The 16495-nt window shown below is 54.4% G+C and carries 15 protein-coding genes, 1 tRNA gene and 1 pseudogene; 10 read left to right on the plus strand and 7 right to left on the minus strand.

Features of this window, described 5'->3' with window-relative positions; translation table 11 throughout:
• The 4 genes and pseudogenes from SCT_RS17710 to SCT_RS13415 all read left to right on the plus strand — a co-directional run.
• A pseudogene (locus SCT_RS17710) lies at nucleotides 1–238 on the plus strand (acetyl-CoA carboxylase biotin carboxylase subunit); the annotation flags it as partial.
• A gap of 34 nt (nucleotides 239–272) precedes the next feature.
• Nucleotides 273–2135 carry a sodium-extruding oxaloacetate decarboxylase subunit alpha gene (gene oadA / locus SCT_RS13405; protein WP_059423905.1) on the plus strand — a complete coding sequence of 621 codons (1863 nt, stop codon included), beginning with the start codon at nucleotides 273–275 and terminating at the stop codon, nucleotides 2133–2135.
• A gap of 75 nt (nucleotides 2136–2210) precedes the next feature.
• Complete coding sequence (locus SCT_RS13410) at nucleotides 2211–2786, plus strand: Maf family nucleotide pyrophosphatase (protein WP_059423907.1); 576 nt, start codon at nucleotides 2211–2213, stop codon at nucleotides 2784–2786.
• Nucleotides 2787–3506, plus strand: a complete 720-nt coding sequence (locus SCT_RS13415; RefSeq protein WP_059423912.1) for an SAM-dependent methyltransferase — start codon at nucleotides 2787–2789, stop codon at nucleotides 3504–3506. It begins immediately after the preceding gene.
• On the opposite strand, the gene SCT_RS13420 is transcribed toward SCT_RS13415, so the two are convergent.
• From SCT_RS13420 to SCT_RS13435, 4 genes are read right to left on the minus strand one after another with little or no spacing between them, the layout of a single operon-like run.
• On the minus strand, nucleotides 3498–3740 hold the full coding sequence (locus SCT_RS13420) for a hypothetical protein (protein ID WP_059423914.1): 243 nt from the start codon (nucleotides 3738–3740) through the stop codon (nucleotides 3498–3500). The genes SCT_RS13415 and SCT_RS13420 overlap by 9 nt on opposite strands.
• A 1-nt stretch (nucleotide 3741) precedes the next feature.
• Entirely contained in the window at nucleotides 3742–4683 is a 942-nt protein-coding gene (locus SCT_RS13425; protein ID WP_059423999.1) for a S49 family peptidase, read from the minus strand.
• A gap of 41 nt (nucleotides 4684–4724) precedes the next feature.
• Nucleotides 4725–5381, minus strand: coding sequence for an HAD-IA family hydrolase (locus SCT_RS13430; RefSeq protein WP_059423917.1), 657 nt, complete (start codon nucleotides 5379–5381; stop codon nucleotides 4725–4727).
• A gap of 8 nt (nucleotides 5382–5389) precedes the next feature.
• Complete coding sequence (locus tag SCT_RS13435) at nucleotides 5390–6343, minus strand: RluA family pseudouridine synthase (RefSeq protein WP_059423920.1); 954 nt, start codon at nucleotides 6341–6343, stop codon at nucleotides 5390–5392.
• A gap of 364 nt (nucleotides 6344–6707) precedes the next feature.
• Between SCT_RS13435 and SCT_RS13440 the strand changes: the two genes are divergently transcribed.
• The gene (locus SCT_RS13440; RefSeq protein ID WP_059423922.1) at nucleotides 6708–9314 is read left to right on the plus strand and encodes an Rne/Rng family ribonuclease; all 2607 of its coding nucleotides are present in this window, start codon (nucleotides 6708–6710) and stop codon (nucleotides 9312–9314) included.
• Nucleotides 9315–9380: 66 nt separating this feature from the next.
• On the opposite strand, the gene SCT_RS13445 is transcribed toward SCT_RS13440, so the two are convergent.
• On the minus strand, nucleotides 9381–9875 hold the full coding sequence (locus tag SCT_RS13445) for a low molecular weight protein-tyrosine-phosphatase (RefSeq protein WP_189799671.1): 495 nt from the start codon (nucleotides 9873–9875) through the stop codon (nucleotides 9381–9383).
• Between the two features lie 181 nt (nucleotides 9876–10056).
• Between SCT_RS13445 and SCT_RS13450 the strand changes: the two genes are divergently transcribed.
• On the plus strand, nucleotides 10057–10626 hold the full coding sequence (locus SCT_RS13450; RefSeq protein ID WP_059423924.1) for an ankyrin repeat domain-containing protein: 570 nt from the start codon (nucleotides 10057–10059) through the stop codon (nucleotides 10624–10626).
• 33 nt (nucleotides 10627–10659) lie between these two features.
• Here SCT_RS13450 and uvrB read toward each other — a convergent pair whose 3' ends face one another.
• Entirely contained in the window at nucleotides 10660–12675 is a 2016-nt protein-coding gene (uvrB, locus tag SCT_RS13455; RefSeq protein ID WP_059423926.1) for an excinuclease ABC subunit UvrB, read from the minus strand.
• A gap of 80 nt (nucleotides 12676–12755) precedes the next feature.
• Here uvrB and SCT_RS13460 point away from each other — a divergent pair, with 80 nt between their 5' ends.
• Nucleotides 12756–13952 carry a pyridoxal phosphate-dependent aminotransferase gene (locus tag SCT_RS13460; RefSeq protein WP_059423928.1) on the plus strand — a complete coding sequence of 399 codons (1197 nt, stop codon included), beginning with the start codon at nucleotides 12756–12758 and terminating at the stop codon, nucleotides 13950–13952.
• A gap of 45 nt (nucleotides 13953–13997) precedes the next feature.
• Here SCT_RS13460 and SCT_RS13465 read toward each other — a convergent pair whose 3' ends face one another.
• Nucleotides 13998–15323, minus strand: coding sequence for an AsmA family protein (locus SCT_RS13465; RefSeq protein ID WP_159107913.1), 1326 nt, complete (start codon nucleotides 15321–15323; stop codon nucleotides 13998–14000).
• 95 nt (nucleotides 15324–15418) lie between these two features.
• Here SCT_RS13465 and SCT_RS13470 point away from each other — a divergent pair.
• From SCT_RS13470 to SCT_RS13480, 3 genes are all read left to right on the plus strand, one after another.
• Nucleotides 15419–15494: transfer RNA gene (locus SCT_RS13470), tRNA-Asn, on the plus strand.
• Between the two features lie 130 nt (nucleotides 15495–15624).
• Nucleotides 15625–16014: a flagellar basal body-associated protein FliL gene (gene fliL / locus SCT_RS13475; RefSeq protein ID WP_059423932.1), complete on the plus strand. Its 390-nt coding sequence runs from the start codon at nucleotides 15625–15627 to the stop codon at nucleotides 16012–16014.
• A gap of 83 nt (nucleotides 16015–16097) precedes the next feature.
• The gene (locus SCT_RS13480; protein ID WP_059423934.1) at nucleotides 16098–16436 is read left to right on the plus strand and encodes a zinc ribbon domain-containing protein YjdM; all 339 of its coding nucleotides are present in this window, start codon (nucleotides 16098–16100) and stop codon (nucleotides 16434–16436) included.
• The last annotated feature ends 59 nt before the right edge of the window (nucleotides 16437–16495 follow it).

Here is a 16495-nt window from a genome sequence, read left to right on the forward strand (position 1 = left end):
TTGGGAAGGCGTGGTCGAGCGTGGCAAGCGCGCCCTGAACGACATGGTGGTCTATGGCGTCAAAACCACCATTCCTTATTACCAGCAAATTTTGCAGCACCCAGATTTTCGCAGTGGCAAGTTCGACACCAGTTTCGTCGAAGCCCACCCCGAACTGACCAATTACACTGTGCGCCTGCCCAAGGAACAACTTGCGGCAGCCATTTCGGCGGCAATCGCGGCCCATGTGGGACTTTAATTTCAACTTTTGAATTGTAACGCTAGGATAAAGCATGGCTAAAGTTTTCATCAGCGATCTGGTACTGCGCGACGGACATCAATCCCTGATTGCGACTCGCATGCGCACTGAAGATATGCTGCCGATCTGTGCCAAGCTGGACAGTGTGGGTTTCTGGTCGCTGGAAGCCTGGGGTGGCGCGACATTCGACGCCTGCGTGCGTTTTCTGCGCGAAGATCCGTGGGATCGCCTGAAAAAACTGCGCAAGGCATTGCCCAATACCCGCATCCAGATGCTGCTTCGCGGCCAAAATCTGCTCGGCTACCGCAATTATTCAGATGACGTAGTGCGCGCCTTCGTAAAAAAATCGGCCGACAACGGCGTGGACGTATTTCGTATTTTCGACGCCATGAACGACCTGCGAAACCTGCGTGTTTCCATCAAGGCGGTAAAAGCTAGCGGCAAGATTGCCGAAGGTGCGATCAGCTACACTACGAGCCCAGTGCACAACATCGGTTACTTTGTTAATTTGGCCAAGGAATTTGAAGCGATGGGCTGCGATACCCTAGCCATCAAGGACATGGCCGGCCTCCTCACCCCCGCCACTACAGCGGAGCTGGTCAAGGCGATTGCCGCCGCGGTAAAGATGCCCATCCACATGCACAGCCATGCGACATCCGGCCTGTCGGCGATGTGTTTCCTGCGTGCAGTGGAAAATGGTGCAGCTATTCTGGATACCTGCAACTCCTCGTTTGGCGAAGGCGCCAGCCATACCTCTACAGAAAGCATGGTTGCCGCGCTGGCGGGCACCGAGTACGACACGGGCCTGAGCCTGCCGCTGCTACAGGAAATCACCGCGTATTTCCGCGAGACCCGTAAAAAATACTGGCAGTTCGAAAGCGAATTCACTGGCGTGGATACCCGGGTGCTGGTCAACCAGGTTCCCGGCGGCATGATTTCCAACCTCTCCAACCAACTGAAGGAACAGGGTGCTCTCAACCGCATGGATGAAGTGCTGGCGGAAATCCCACGGGTACGTGAAGATCTGGGCTTTCCTCCGCTGGTTACGCCGACATCACAGATCGTCGGTACCCAGGCCGTCTTGAATGTGCTGACCGGCGAGCGTTACAAATCTGTCACCACCGAAGTCAAAAACTACTTGCAAGGCCGCTACGGTAAGGCTCCCGGCGAGGTCAATGCACAGGTACGCAGCATTGCCATCGGCAATGCCGAAATCATCACCTGCCGCCCGGCCGACCAACTGGAAGACGAGATGGACAAGCTGCTTGGCGAGATCGAGGGCATTGCCAAGAGCGAGGAGGATTTGCTGACCTATGCCATGTTCCCGGAACTGGCTCGCACCTTCTTGCAGGAACGCGCTGCCGGCACGCTGAAACCGGAGCAGTTGCTACCTATCGGCAGCAATCTTTCCTGCGGCCCGTTTTATGCGCCAAACGAGTTCAACGTTTCGCTGCACGGCGAAACATACCATATCCACATCAGCGGCTCCGGCCATCCCGGCGAGGAGCAGCGCTCCTTCTTCGTCTCCGTCGACGGCGTGCCGGAAGAGCTGATCGTTGAGGCATTGAGTGAAATCGAGGTGTTCGGCGGCACTGGCGGTGTGGTAGCCGGCGGCAGTGCCAAGGCCAAGGAAAGCGGTGGAAAAAGCAGCGGAGGGAAACGTCCTCGCCCGACGCGCCAAGGCCACGTCACCACCGCCATGCCGGGTGCCATCGTCGACGTCCTGGTCGAGATCGGCAAGAAGGTCAATGCCGGCGACCCGGTACTGGTGATCGAGGCGATGAAAATGGAAAACGAAATCCAGGCACCGATCGGCGGCACGGTCATCAGTGTTTGGGTGGCCAAGGGTGACAGCGTCACGCCTGATGAAGCACTGATGGAAATCCAACCGGAATAATATAAGATAGTCCTGAGGTTCGAGTGCTGAGTCCTGAGTAAAAGCACTTTGACTCAGGACTCAGGACACCTTAACTTGAAACTCATTCTAGCCTCCACCTCACCTTACCGTCACGAACTGCTGACGCGCCTGAAAATTCCTTTTGAGGTCTGCTCACCGGAAGTGGATGAAACACCACTGGCCGGCGAAACACCGGAGCAGACCGCCTATCGCCTGGCGATCGCCAAGGCCAAGGCACCTGCCAAGGATTTCCCCGACGCCCTGATCATCGGCTCCGACCAGGTCGCCACTCTGGATGGCCTCCAGCTTGGCAAGCCGCATACACATGAAAACGCCGTCAAGCAACTCACTATGATGCGTGGGCGAAGCGTAGTGTTCCATACTGCGCTGTGCCTTTACAACAGTCGCACCGGCAACACCCAGGCCAGGGAAATTCCGTTCACGGTGCATTTCCGCAAGCTTACCGATGCACAAATAGAACGCTATTTGGTCAAGGAGCAGCCTTACAACTGTGCCGGCAGCGCCAAATCGGAAGGCTTGGGCATTGCCCTGATCGAAAAAATGAGCGGTGACGACCCCAACGCATTGATCGGCTTGCCGCTGATCGCCTTGATTGAAATGCTTGAAAATGAAGGCATGCCGGTAATTTAAATGGCTACCGGCACTCTCTACCTGATTCCGACCACGCTGGGAGAAAGTCCGCTTTCTTCGATTATCCCCGAGCAGGTTCGCAACATTGCGGCGTCGCTAACCGTTTTTGTCGCAGAAAACCCCAAAACCACCCGGCAATACCTGAAAAAGCTGGAGCTTGCCACGCCGCTGCAGGACATCGAAATATTTACCCTGGACAAGCACACCAAGCCGGAGCAGTTGGAGCGGTTTCTCCTGCCTGCACTGGCTGGAAAAGATATGGGACTGGTATCGGAAGCGGGATGCCCCGCTGTCGCCGACCCAGGCGCGCTACTGGTTAGACTGGCGCACAAGAAAGGGATCAAGGTAGTGCCGCTGGTGGGACCATCATCCATTTTACTGGCGCTGATGGCTTCAGGCATGAACGGACAGGCTTTCGCCTTTCATGGCTATCTGCCCATTCAGAAAGCGGAACGTTGCAAGAAGATAGCCGAACTGGAAAAAGAGTCGGCCGTCAGAAACCAGACCCAGATTTTTATCGAAACGCCCTACCGCAATCAGGCGCTGCTGGAAGACCTCGTACAGACCTGCGAACTTGGCACTGAACTGTGCGTTGCTACCGACATCACGCTGGACAGCGAGCATATCGAAACCAGGGCCATCTCGGAGTGGCGTAAAAAACTGCCTGACATCAACAAAAGACCCACCATTTTCTTGCTCTATCGTCCTCGCTCAAGTTAACACTTCCTTGAATGACACAATCCAGTCGAGACGGATTTCTTCCCCACTGTTATCATTGCGGCGGAATTTCAGCCATTCCGCGCCATCACGAGTGGCCACATCCAGCGGCATAACTTTCTCGATCCTGACCTGACCCTCCATCCGGTATTCCAGTATCAGCGGTATCCGGCGCAGAACGCTGAGCTCCAGCCGCTCATGCTGCATGCAAGCAATCGGCAGGTACTCCTGATCCATACTAGCGCAAGCCCAAGCCGCCACTCGCCAATGGATTGACGGCACTCGCCGTGGCCGCGCCAAAGCGTTTGGCAAAACGCTCCGCGATGCCTTCCTGCGGGGTGAAATCGATGATTTCCTCGGCCTTGATGATATCGCGCGCCACATAATCGGCACTGCCAAGGCCATCGGCCAAGCCGAGCTGGATGCTCCTTTCGCCGCTCCAGAACAAGCCGCTGAACATATCCGGCGTTTCCTTCAGACGCTTGCCGCGCCCCTGTCGCACCACGGTGATGAATTGCTGGTGGATTTCATTCAACATCGTCTGGGCGTACTCTTTCTGACTAGCGCTGACTGGCGAAAAAGGATCGAGGAATCCCTTGTTTTCGCCCGCAGTCAGAAGCCGCCGTTCGATTCCCAATTTTTCCATCGTACCGGTGAAGCCGAAGCCATCCATCAGCACACCAATGGAACCGACGATGCTGGCCTTGTCGACAAATATCTTGTCGGCGGCGGCGGCAGCGTAATAGCCGCCCGAGGCGCAGATATCCTCCACTACGGCATACAAAGGGATTTGCGGATATTTTGCACGCAAACGCCGAATTTCATCGTTGATGTAGCCAGCCTGAACCGGGCTGCCGCCAGGGCTGTTGATCAGCAGAATAACCCCCTTGGTTCCCTTGTCCTTGAAGGCTTCGCGCAAACCACCGTTCACCCTGTCGGCATAGGTGTCGCCTCCCGCAGCGATCACACCGCGCAGTTCCACCACAGCGGTGTGCTTGCCGGATAGAGGGGTCTCCCCCTTATTGAACCAACCCATTACCGCGAACAGCGCAATGAACATGAACACTAGGGTCAGCAGCCGGAAAAATATCGTCCATTGCCGCGACCGGCGCTGTTCCTGCAAAGCTGAGAACGCCAGCTTCTCCAAGGTCTTCCGCTCCCAGCTCTCAGGGTCAGCCATGATCATCCTTTCAATTTCAAGTGGTTATAATTCTAGCATTTTCAGGCATGATAGCTCAGCCACCGGCTCAATTCGTCGAAATCATCGGCGCAGGCAAGCGGTGACAGGGCCAACAGGCTATCCCGCGGATGCGCTCCGTAGCACACGCCGACTGCGGACACCCCGGCATTGTTGGCCATTTGCAGGTCATGGCTGGTGTCACCAATCATCAGAGTCTTCGCCTGCGGTACACCGAGTTCGTCCATGATTTCCAGCAACATACATGGATGAGGTTTGGAAAAACACTCGTCAGCGCAGCGCGAAGTGTGAAAATATTGACCCAGGCCGGTTTGCTCAAAAACACGATCAAGTCCACGCCGTCCCTTGCCGGTTGCCACTGCAAGCAGAAACCCCTCTTCATGCAATGCAGCTATGGTTTCGGCCGCGCCGATAAATAGAGGAATTTCAGTGTCCTGCGCAAGGTAATAATGGCGGTAACGTTCCACCAGCACCTCGTAACCCGAGAGAGGCAATTCGGGGAACAGAGCGGCAATCGCCTCGTTCAAGCCCAGGCCAATGATGTGGCGAGCCTCACTTTCGCTGGGCACCGGCAAGCCGACATCACGGCTGGCAGCCTGAATGGAAAAAGCAATGGCTCCAGCGGAATCCATCAGAGTGCCATCCCAGTCGAAAACCAGCAAATCAAATTGTTTCGGCATATCCTTACTTACAACTCCGTATCCAAATGGCGGAGAAACCGTTCTAGGTCTTCCGGCAAGGGCGCCTCCAAGGACAGCAGCTCCCCAGTCAGGGGGTGTTTGATCACCATCTTGAAGGCATGCAAAAACATCCGCTTCAAACCGCGCTTTTGCAACGCCTTATTCAAGGGAAAATCGCCATATTTGTCATCACCAGCAATCGGGAATCCCAGATGTGAGAGATGGACACGGATTTGATGGGTGCGTCCTGTTTTGAGTTCCGCTTCAAGCAGACAGAATTCAGGCCAGGATTTTTTCAGGGTAAAAATCGTGTGCGCGCTTTGCCCTTCCTCGTTCACGCTTACCCGGCGTTCGCCTGAGCCGGTCACGTACTTGTGTAACGGCAACTTCACGCTTTGTTTGGCGTTTTGCCATTGCCCCTTAACCAGGGTGAGATAGCGTTTTTCCGTCTCGCCTTCGCGCATTGCACGGTGCAACTCGACCAGAGCGCTACGTTTTTTCGCCAGCAGCAGGACGCCGGAGGTTTCCCGGTCCAACCGGTGCACCAATTCAAGAAACTTGAATTCGGGATGCTCCAGGCGCATCTGTTCGATCACGCCGCGGCTGATGCCGCTGCCACCATGTACCGCCATGCCGGACGGCTTGTTAAGTGCCAGCAGCGCATCGTCCTGATACAGGATATGCCGGGAAAGCATCTGTGGCGCTGCAGCTTTGGGTTCCCCGTTATCGGTTGGCCGCGATGAACGGACGGGCGGAATACGCAGAACATCACCCAATACCAGGCGACAGGTAGCATCGACGCGCTTGCTGTTGACGCGCACTTCACCGCTACGCAGGATGCGGTAAACATGGCTTTTCGGCACACCCTTAAGATGCTTGAAAAGGAAGTTATCGATGCGCTGGGATTCGCTACTTTCGTCGATCGTTACCCAGGTTACAGATTCTTTGCTTAAATCATTCAATTTGCTTATACTTGAAAATTGCGCTGGAGGGAGCGGACGTTAAATTCGCCGTTACCGAGCCGATTCACGAACGCTAGGATGCGGAATCGGTCGCTACCAGCCTGAAAGTCCTGTCGGTTAATTTCGCTCACCACAAGAAAAAGTAGCGATGGTAAACGAATTGCGCGCTCAAAGCACTCGCAGATTTTCAAGTCTCGTTTCAATAACGGGACTTAAAGTACGACAAACTCGCACCTTAAGGCTTAATTTTAATCGTAAATAAGTTAATGACTAGAATAACAAGATAGTCCGTTCAATTTTACGCCAGCCAGTTTAGCGCAGCGGTTTGTCTCCCCGTGTGAAAAGAGCGCGGGAGAATATACAAATGAAACGCATGTTGTTTAATGCAACGCAAGCCGAAGAGTTACGCGTTGCTATTGTGGACGGTCAAAAGCTCGTTGACCTCGACATTGAATCAGCCGGAAAAGAGCAACGTAAAAGCAATATCTACAAAGGTGTCATCACCCGCATCGAGCCCAGTCTCGAAGCCGCCTTCGTGGATTACGGAACGGAACGTCATGGCTTTCTGCCTTTCAAGGAAGTTTCCCGTGTTAATTTCCTGCTTCCGGAAGGCACGGACATTTCCCGCGCCCGCATTCAAGATGTACTGAAAGAAGGCCAGGAACTCATCGTTCAGGTGGAGAAGGACGAACGCGGCAACAAAGGCGCTGCGCTCACCACCTTCATCAGCCTCGCTGGCCGTTATCTGGTTCTGATGCCAAACAACCCGCGCGGCGGTGGCGTATCCCGCCGTATAGAAGGTGAAGAGCGCAACGAGTTGCGCGACATCATGGCGCAGCTGGATGTTCCCGCCGGCATGAGCATCATCGCGCGCACCGCAGGTATCGGACGCACGCAGGAAGAGCTGCAGTGGGATCTGAACTACCTGATGCAGCTATGGCGTGCGATTGAAAGCGCCTCCCTACAGCAAAGCGGCGCCTTCCTTATCTACCAGGAAGGCAGCTTGGTCATACGCGCCATCCGCGACCTGTTCCAGCCCGACATCGGCGAAATCCTGATCGACACCGAAGCGATCTACGACCAGGCTGTGCAGTTCATGAGCCACGTCATGCCCGGCAATGTGAACAAGGTCAAGCTGTACCGGGATGACGTACCCCTGTTCTCGCGTTTCCAGATCGAGCACCAGATCGAAACCGCGTTTGCCCGGGAAGTCCCCCTGCCCTCTGGAGGCGCCATAGTCATCGACCATACCGAAGCGCTGGTGTCGGTGGACGTCAACTCGGCCCGCGCCACCCGTGGCGCGGACATTGAGCAGACCGCGTTCAACACCAACCTTGAAGCCGCCGAGGAAGTGGCGCGCCAATTGCGCTTGCGCGACTTGGGCGGTCTGGTGGTGATCGATTTCATCGACATGGAAAGCACCCGCAACCAGCGTGAAGTTGAAAATCGCCTGCGTGATGGCCTGCATTACGACCGGGCTCGTGTCCAGATGGGCAAGATATCCCGCTTTGGCCTGCTTGAACTGTCTCGCCAGCGTCTGCAACCCTCGCTCGGCGAAACCAGCCACATCGGCTGCCCGCGCTGCAATGGTACCGGTCACATCCGCGGCACCGAGTCTTCCGCCTTGCATATCCTGAGGATACTGCAGGAAGAAGCCATGAAGGACAGCACGACATCAGTTCATGCCCAAGTTCCAGTGGACGTGGCGACCTTCCTGCTGAATGAAAAACGTGCAGAAATTCACGAAATCGAATCGCGATTCAAGACCAGCATCATGCTGATCCCGAACATCCACATGGAAACACCGAATTATTCCGTGGTCAGGCTGCGTAGCGATGAAATTGGTAGCGAGGAAACACCAAGCTACCGCATGGTTGACATGCCGGCTGAAATTGCCACAGAAAAAACCTTGTCCGCGGAAGACAAGCCGCAACGCCAGATTGCCGCGGTGCGCGGCATCACAACCGGACAGCCGGCACCGATGGCGACCGAGGAAAAAACCAAGCAAACATGGTTTGGCAAGGTCAAGACATGGCTGCAAGGCCTGGGTGGCGCTCAGCCGGAAGAAGAGGTCAAGCCCAAGGCACGTCCGGCAAGAAGTGACAAGCGCCGCGAACCACGTAATGAAGGCCGTGGTGAAGGTCGAAATGAAGGCCGCGGTGAAGGCCGTGAAGTCAAACGCGACCGGGATGCGGAGCGAGGTGAGCCTCGCCGCACCGAACGCGGAGAAGGTCGTGGCGGACAAAAGCCGCGGCCGCCTGCTCAGCCGCAAGTTAAGAGGGAAAAAGAGGCTATCGCCCCTCAGGCGGCTGCCCCGGCAACTGATGTCAAGACGGGAGAAACCGAAGGCCAGGAGCCCAGGAGTAGACGTGGTCGACGTGGCGGGCGGCGTGAGCGCGGTGAACGCACAGAGCGTCCGGAAGCGCCACGCAATCTTCCTGAAAGCACCGAAGTTTCAAGCGAGAAAGCGCCTGTAGCTATTGCTCCAGAGACGGCAAGCACGAAAATCGAAAAGGCAGAAGCCACACCTGAGAAAGAGTCCGAAACCCATCTACCCGTAACCGTTCAGGAGCACACTGCAGTTTTAGTGGTGCCTACCGAGCCATCCAAACCGGTTGAAGCGGAATCCGTTTCTGCCGCCCCAGCCGAAGCAGCACCAGTTGCCCCAGCCGAAGTTGCACCAGTTGCCGTGGCCGAAGTTGCACCAGTTGCCGTGGCCGAAGTTGCACCAGTTGCCGTGGCCGAAAGCAAGCCGCGTGCTCCACGTCGCCGCGCCCCACAAGCCGTGTCGGATGATCAAATCGCTTCCAGCGGATTGGTCATGGTGGAAACCAGCCCGGACAAAATCAAGGCGGTTGTAGAAGAAGCGGTAGCCAACACACCGGAACGGGTACGTCCACGCCGTGCGCCACGCCCAAAAATCGTGGAAGAAAGCACCCCACTGGTCCAGGTCGAAACGCAGCCCAAGTAAACTCGCTCTCGCACCCACCGGGAAGCTACCTTCACGTAGCTTCCCGGTGGATCGTGCAACCTTGCATCACCCCTTTACGATCTTTCTTGCCAGGATTTCTTCCAGCAAGCCCAACCCCGCATCCTCAACCATATTCAAAACGTTTTCAAACCCCTGGCTCCCCCCATAATAAGGATCTGGCACCTCACGTTGGCTGAATTCCCTGCTGAACTCCATGAATAGCTTGAGTTTGTGCTTCTCCTGCGGCGGGCAGATTTGCAACAGATTGGCCAGATTGTCCCTGTCCATCGCCAGGATATAATCGAATTCCTGAAAATCCCCGGGGCCAACCTGCCGCCCGCGCAGGCTGCTCAAATCATAACCCCGTCGCAATGCGGCCTGCTGGGCTCTTCTGTCGGGCGACGAGCCGATATGGTAAGCATGAGTGCCGGCCGAGTCGATAATGATATTGTCGGTCTGAACTGCCTTAGAGACCTGGTGACGAAATACCCCTTCCGCAGTTGGAGATCTGCAAATATTGCCCATGCAGACGAATAATATTTTAATTTTTCCCAATTCCATCTACCCTATAAAAACTTCAAACAAAATATTCACAGCAAAACTTATCATAAATACGCATGGACTAAAATTATATGAAATTTGTGCTGAATAGCGCGATTCAAAATCAATAATAATAGTTGACCAAATAACTAAACTATTATTACAATACCTACACTTTTCTGAAATCGCCGTGGAGAATACTATGTCCGCCAACTTATTCAATGCCGCCGCTACAGGCGACACCAATCAAATCCGCGCCCTGCTGCAAGGTGGCGCGGACTGCAATAGCCGCAACACCGACGGAGCCACATTGTTGATGCTGGCCGCCGGAGCGGGCCACCTCGAAGTGGTGAAAGCACTGATCAAACTTGGTGCGGACGTCAACGCGACAGACCCACTAGGCTGGACCGCACTGATGAAAGCACTGTACAACCACGAGCTTAATCGTGGCTTTCCTGAAATCGTTAGCGCATTGATCGACGCCGGAGCCGATATCGAGACCCAGATTGGCTACGGCACTCGTCCGTTGATGCTTGCCGCGGGCTACGGTGAAGCGGGCGTTATTGATGCCCTGTTAAAGGCGGGAGCGGATGTCCGTGCCAAGAACGAAGGTGGCCGCACGGCGCTGATGATGGCGAAGGACAAGGATTACGTCGAGGTCATTAACCAGTTGCATGAGGCCGAACTGGAACTCAGCGATGATCTGTCCTGCGGTTCACGCACGCCGCCAGGCGTCAACGTAGTCACTTTTATGAAAAATCCGGACCATTGATCTTTCACCCACAGCCAATAGCTCTGGTAATGCTTACGTTTTAAACATCAGCGCCTTGATCTGATTCAATTTGTCGCGTAGCTGCGTGGCACGTTCGAACTCAAGATTCCGGGCGCAAGCCAGCATTTCTTTTTCCAGCTGCTTGATTTCCTTGGTCAGCTTCTTCTCGTCCAGGTGCTTGTAGGCAGCAAGCTCCTGGGCGACCTTCAGCTCCTTCTGGGCGGTATCGATATCGAACACGCCATCGATGATGTCCTTGATACGCTTGGTGACCCCTCTCGGTGTGATGCCGTGAGCGGTGTTGTGGGCAACCTGCTTTGCCCGGCGGCGCTCGGTCTCATCCATTGCACGGCGCATTGAATTGGTAATTTTGTCGCCATAGAGAATCGCGGTGCCATTGATGTGGCGTGCAGCCCTTCCGATGGTCTGGATCAGTGCACGCTCGGAGCGCAGGAAGCCCTCCTTGTCTGCGTCCAAAATTGCAACCAATGATACTTCTGGAATATCAAGGCCTTCTCGCAACAAATTAATCCCAATTAACACATCGAACACGCCCAGTCGCAGGTCGCGGATGATCTCGACCCGTTCTACCGTGTCGATGTCCGAGTGCACGTAGCGAACCTTGATTCCATGGTCAGACAGATAGTCGGTCAAATCCTCGGCCATGCGCTTGGTCAGAGTGGTGACCAGCACACGCTCGCCTAACGCGATCCGGGCATTGAGCTCGGAGAGCAGATCTTCCACCTGGTTGGTCGCCGGACGGACCTCGATCTTCGGATCGACCAACCCGGTTGGCCTCACCACCTGCTCCACCACTTGGCCCGCATGTTGCGCCTCGTAATCGGCGGGCGTAGCTGAAACGAAAATGGACTGCCGCATCACCTTCTCGAACTCGTCGAAGCGCAGGGGCCGATTATCGAGTGCAGAGGGCAGGCGGAAACCATATCCCACCAGATTTTCCTTGCGCGCCCGATCACCCTTATACATGCCGCCGATCTGCGGGATGGTGACATGGCTTTCGTCGAGGAACATCAGTGCGTTAGGCGGCAGATAGTCGATCAGCGTGGGCGGCGGATCACCCGGATTTCTGCCGGACAGATGGCGCGAGTAGTTCTCGATGCCTTTGCAGAATCCCAGCTCGTTGAGCATCTCCAGGTCGAAGCGGGTGCGCTGCTCAATCCGCTGCGCTTCCACCAACTTGTGCTCCTTCTGGAAAAACTCGATTCTTTCGCGCAGTTCGGCCTTGATCGCCTCAATCGCCCGCAGGGTGGTGCTGCGCGGCGTAACGTAATGGCTCGATGGATAAACCGTATAGCGCGGAACCTTGCGTTGAATATGACCGGTCAGCGGGTCAAACAGGGAAATACTCTCGACTTCATCATCGAAAAGACTGACCCGCACCGCTGTTTCTGCGCTTTCCGCCGGATAAATGTCGAGTACATCGCCACGCACACGAAAAGTGCCGCGGCGAAAATCGATCTCGTTGCGATCGTACTGCATTTCGGTGAGGCGCTTGATGGCGTCGCGCTGGGACATCGTCTCACCTTGGCGCAGGTGCAGGATCATACCGTGGTAGTCTACCGGGTCGCCGATACCGTAAATGCACGAAACCGAGGCGACGATCACGCAGTCCTCACGCTCCAGCAGCGACTTGGTGGCGGATAGCCGCATCTGTTCGATGTGCTCGTTGATACTGGAGTCTTTTTCGATGAACATATCCCGCGACGGAACATAGGCTTCCGGCTGGTAATAATCGTAATAGGAAACAAAATACTCCACCGCATTTTCCGGAAAAAACTCACGCATCTCGGAATACAATTGCGCCGCCAGGGTCTTGTTGTGCGCCATAACGATGGCCGGACGGCCAAGACGGGCGATGACATTGGCCATGGTAAAGGTCTTGCCGGAGCCAGTCACGCCAAGCAGGGTCTGAAACGCCAGTCCATCATTCAGGCCTTCGACCAACTGTGCGATCGCATTGGGCTGATCCCCAGCGGGTTCGAAAGGCTGGTGAAGTTTGTAGGGACTATTGGGAAATGTGACGATCACGGGTAAAATTGCTCAATTGACAACTTTAAATTGTATCATGCAGGCACTGGCTCGCATTGCTCTCACTTAAGGATAGAATCTTGGAACTGTCTCAGCGCGTTCAGGCAATCAAACCTTCCCCCACCTTGGCCGTCACCGCCCTTGCCGCACAACTCAAGTCACAAGGAAAAGACATCATCGGCCTAGGTGCAGGCGAGCCGGATTTCGATACACCACAGCACATCAAGGATGCCGCCATTGCGGCGATCAATGCCGGATTTACCAAATACACCGCAGTTGATGGCACGCCCAGCCTTAAACTGGCGATCATCGCCAAGTTTAAACGTGACAACAACCTGGACTACGGCCCCAAACAAATCCTCGTTTCCTGTGGTGGCAAACAAAGCTTCTTCAACTTGGCCCAAGCGGTCATCAATCCTGACGACGAAGTCATTATCCCAGCTCCCTACTGGGTCTCCTACCCAGATATCGTAATCCTGGCAGGCGGCAAACCAGTCATCATTGAAGCGGGGATCGAACAGGGCTTCAAAATAATGCCACAGCAACTAGAAGCCGCCATCACACCAAAAACCCGGATGGTAGTGCTGAACAGCCCAAGCAATCCTACTGGTGCTGTTTACACCTTCGAAGAACTCGTTACTTTGGGAAATGTGCTGCGTGCCCATCCCCATGTACTGATCGCCAGTGATGACATGTACGAGCACATCGTGTTGGATGAGCAACAACCATTTACAAACATACTTAATGCCTGTCCGGATCTCTACTCGCGAACTTTGGTACTAAATGGCGTATCCAAGGCTTATGCGATGACGGGGTGGCGTATCGGTTATGCCGGCGGGCCTGCATTCATCATCGAAGCCATGGCAAAGATTCAGTCTCAAAGCACCTCTAATCCCACCTCCATTTCCCAGGTGGCGGCTGAAGCCGCACTCAACGGCGACCAGGGCTGCATCAAACCGATGCTTGCCGCCTTTCGTGAACGGCACGAGTTCGTGGTAGATAAGCTTAATCAAATTCCTGGCCTGCACTGCCTGCCCAGCGGCGGCGCATTTTACGCCTTCTCCGATGCGCGTGAGGCAATCAAGAACTTGTATGCCAAGAATGTCATCAAGGCGCCAACCGACATCGCACTTGGCAATTACCTGCTCGAAAGCGTGGGCGTTGCCGTCGTGCCAGGCTCGGCATTTGGATCAGAAGGCTATTTCCGTATCTCATTCGCCACTTCGATGAAAAACCTGGAGATGGCCCTGGAACGTATCCAGAAGGCGCTTGAATAGTAAACCCGCTACTGAGTTATTGAAGGGCGCTAGGAACGGCGCCCTTTATTTTTTCTTGCCCCCGAACCAACTTTCCAGTTTGTCAGCAGCCTGCACCCCCAGGGACGTCCCCACTCCGGGGCCGAGGATCGCCGTACCCACCACGGCTCCGGTCACCGCCGCGCCGGTGGGGAACATGACCGGGTCCTGCAGCGTGCCGGAAACCTTGAGCGGGACACTTATCAGGGAAATGCCCTGCTTCACCTCGACATAAACCTTGCCGTCCAGTTGTTTGGAAGGCGAAATATCCACATCCCCGTTGGCATTGAGCACTCCAGAAGAAATGTTCAGCTTGCTCAAGTGGATATTCTTCCCTGCAATGCGATAAATCCCGCCGAATTCATTGAACTCTGTCTGCCCGCCGCGCACTTCCTTGGTCTTGATCGGTTGTGCCGCTCTTGCCAGATCGAACCCGTGCAACACCCCATTGCGGATAGAAAAATCACCATCCACATTCGGACTATCCGCAAGCTGTGATGCGTTCCTGGCCTTCATGGCAAACTTGGCTTTGACGTTGAGTTGGCCGCTCACACGGGCTTTGGAATTGAACAGCGGCAACAAGGATTCCAGCGCCACACGCTGCCCCTTCAGATCGCCGCTAAGCTTCCAGCCCGATTTCCAGTTGAGCTCAGCCGCGCCCTTGAGCGTACCACCATAGAGCTTGCCATCGATATCTCTGAGCCGTAACGCTTCATTATCGACGACTCCGGCAATGTTCAGCACGTCGAACTGAAACGCCGGCCCCACGGGGAAGCGCCATTGCTGAGCTGAGAGCTTTAAATCAAAGTCGCTGCCCGATATGGGCGTAGCACCCAGCTTGAGCTTGCCGTCATCGCTCGCAAGCAGCACATTCTTCAAGTCACCGTCCGAATTCATGTTTACTGCCACACTGAAAAGGGGTAACGCAATGCCTGGAGAATCCAGCGTGACGTGATTCAAACCAATTTTTTCGATTCTTACAGTTTGCGGGCCACCATCCGATTTGAACCAGACTGGCATCTTACCCAGTATGTCCGTACGGATAGAAACCGTGTCCAGCTCGATATCGCGCAAAATCTTGACCGGGCTAAACAACGAACTTAAATTCGGGCTGACCTTGATCGAAGCTATCCTGACTTCCTGTTGAGCGCCGATGGTGATTCTTTCTAGCGCAACATGTAGCAAGGGAACCAGCGAGAAACGCAACGAGCCGATCTTGACCGGTTCATGCAGCTTTTCTCCCGCCTGCTTCTCGATTTCAGGAATATACGTATTCAACGGAATGAGAAAAGGCAGACCGATTATAGCCAGAAAAATAACTAAAATAATAAACAGGCGCTTAGTCCACTTCACAGTATCCACCATCAAAATTAAGCCATCATAAGACAACATCTCAGATAGGAATTGACCTTTTTACCACAGCAAAGTAAAATCCGCAGCTTGTTAATTCCCTGATAGCTCAGTCGGTAGAGCGACGGACTGTTAATCCGCAGGTCCCTGGTTCGAGTCCAGGTCGGGGAGCCAGAATTGTAGTAGCGACAGAGGGTTACCGTTTAGGCGGTAGCCCTTTTTCTATTCCGGCTCTGTATAAACCTCTTCGGGCTCGGCATCGAAGTGGCTTTGTTCACTTTGGACAGTTAAATCGGGAAAATTAATGCGTAAATTTTGGACCCTCTTTACAGTAGCGCTGCTCATTTTTAGCGCCTCGGCACAAGCAAACGAATCCAAGGAAGGTGGCTCATCTCCCTATGCCAAACTGGATATTTTTACCGTAAACCTTCAGGGTTTAACGCATTACTTACAGGTCGGCATAGCCCTTAAGGTCTCAAAATCCGAAGTTGGTGAAGAAGTCAAAGTTTGGAATCCCGTAATTCGCCATGAATTGATCCTGCTACTCAGCAGTCAAAATAGTGAAGAACTTGCCACGATCGAGGGCAAGAAAAAAATAATGGCTACCATCAAGACTGCCGTCAACAAGATTCTGAAACTAGAAGACAAAGAAGGTGTAACGGACGTTCTGTTCGAGTCCTTCGTCATTCAATAGATAACGCCCTCCCTTTTTTCTATTTCAGGGCTCGGCATCGAGCACTGAGGTCTTTATAAAGTCGCCAATACAGGAAGCAACCCATGACTACAATGCCCAAATGCCCGCAATGCAATTCGGAATTCACCTATGAAGACGGTGCCATGTTTGTCTGCCCGGAATGTGCGCACGAGTGGCCGAAGGAAGCTGCAGAGATTACTAATGACCGGCATATCGTGTGCGATGCCAATGGGAACGTGCTGATGGATGGCGACACCGTGGCGATTATCAAGGATCTGAAGGTCAAAGGGTCTTCCTTGGTGGTCAAGGTCGGGACGAAGGTGAAGAACATCCGTCTGGTGGAAGGCGATCACGACATCGACTGCAAGATCGACGGGATTGGCGCGATGCAGCTGAAATCTGAGTTCGTGAAGAAGATTTAATCGGTTGGCGTTACATCAGGGAGCCGAATACTTTTCAAGCACTAGGCTATCTTTCGGGG

This window comes from Sulfuricella sp. T08 (genome assembly GCF_000971475.1).
GTDB lineage: Bacteria > Pseudomonadota > Gammaproteobacteria > Burkholderiales > Sulfuricellaceae > Sulfuricella.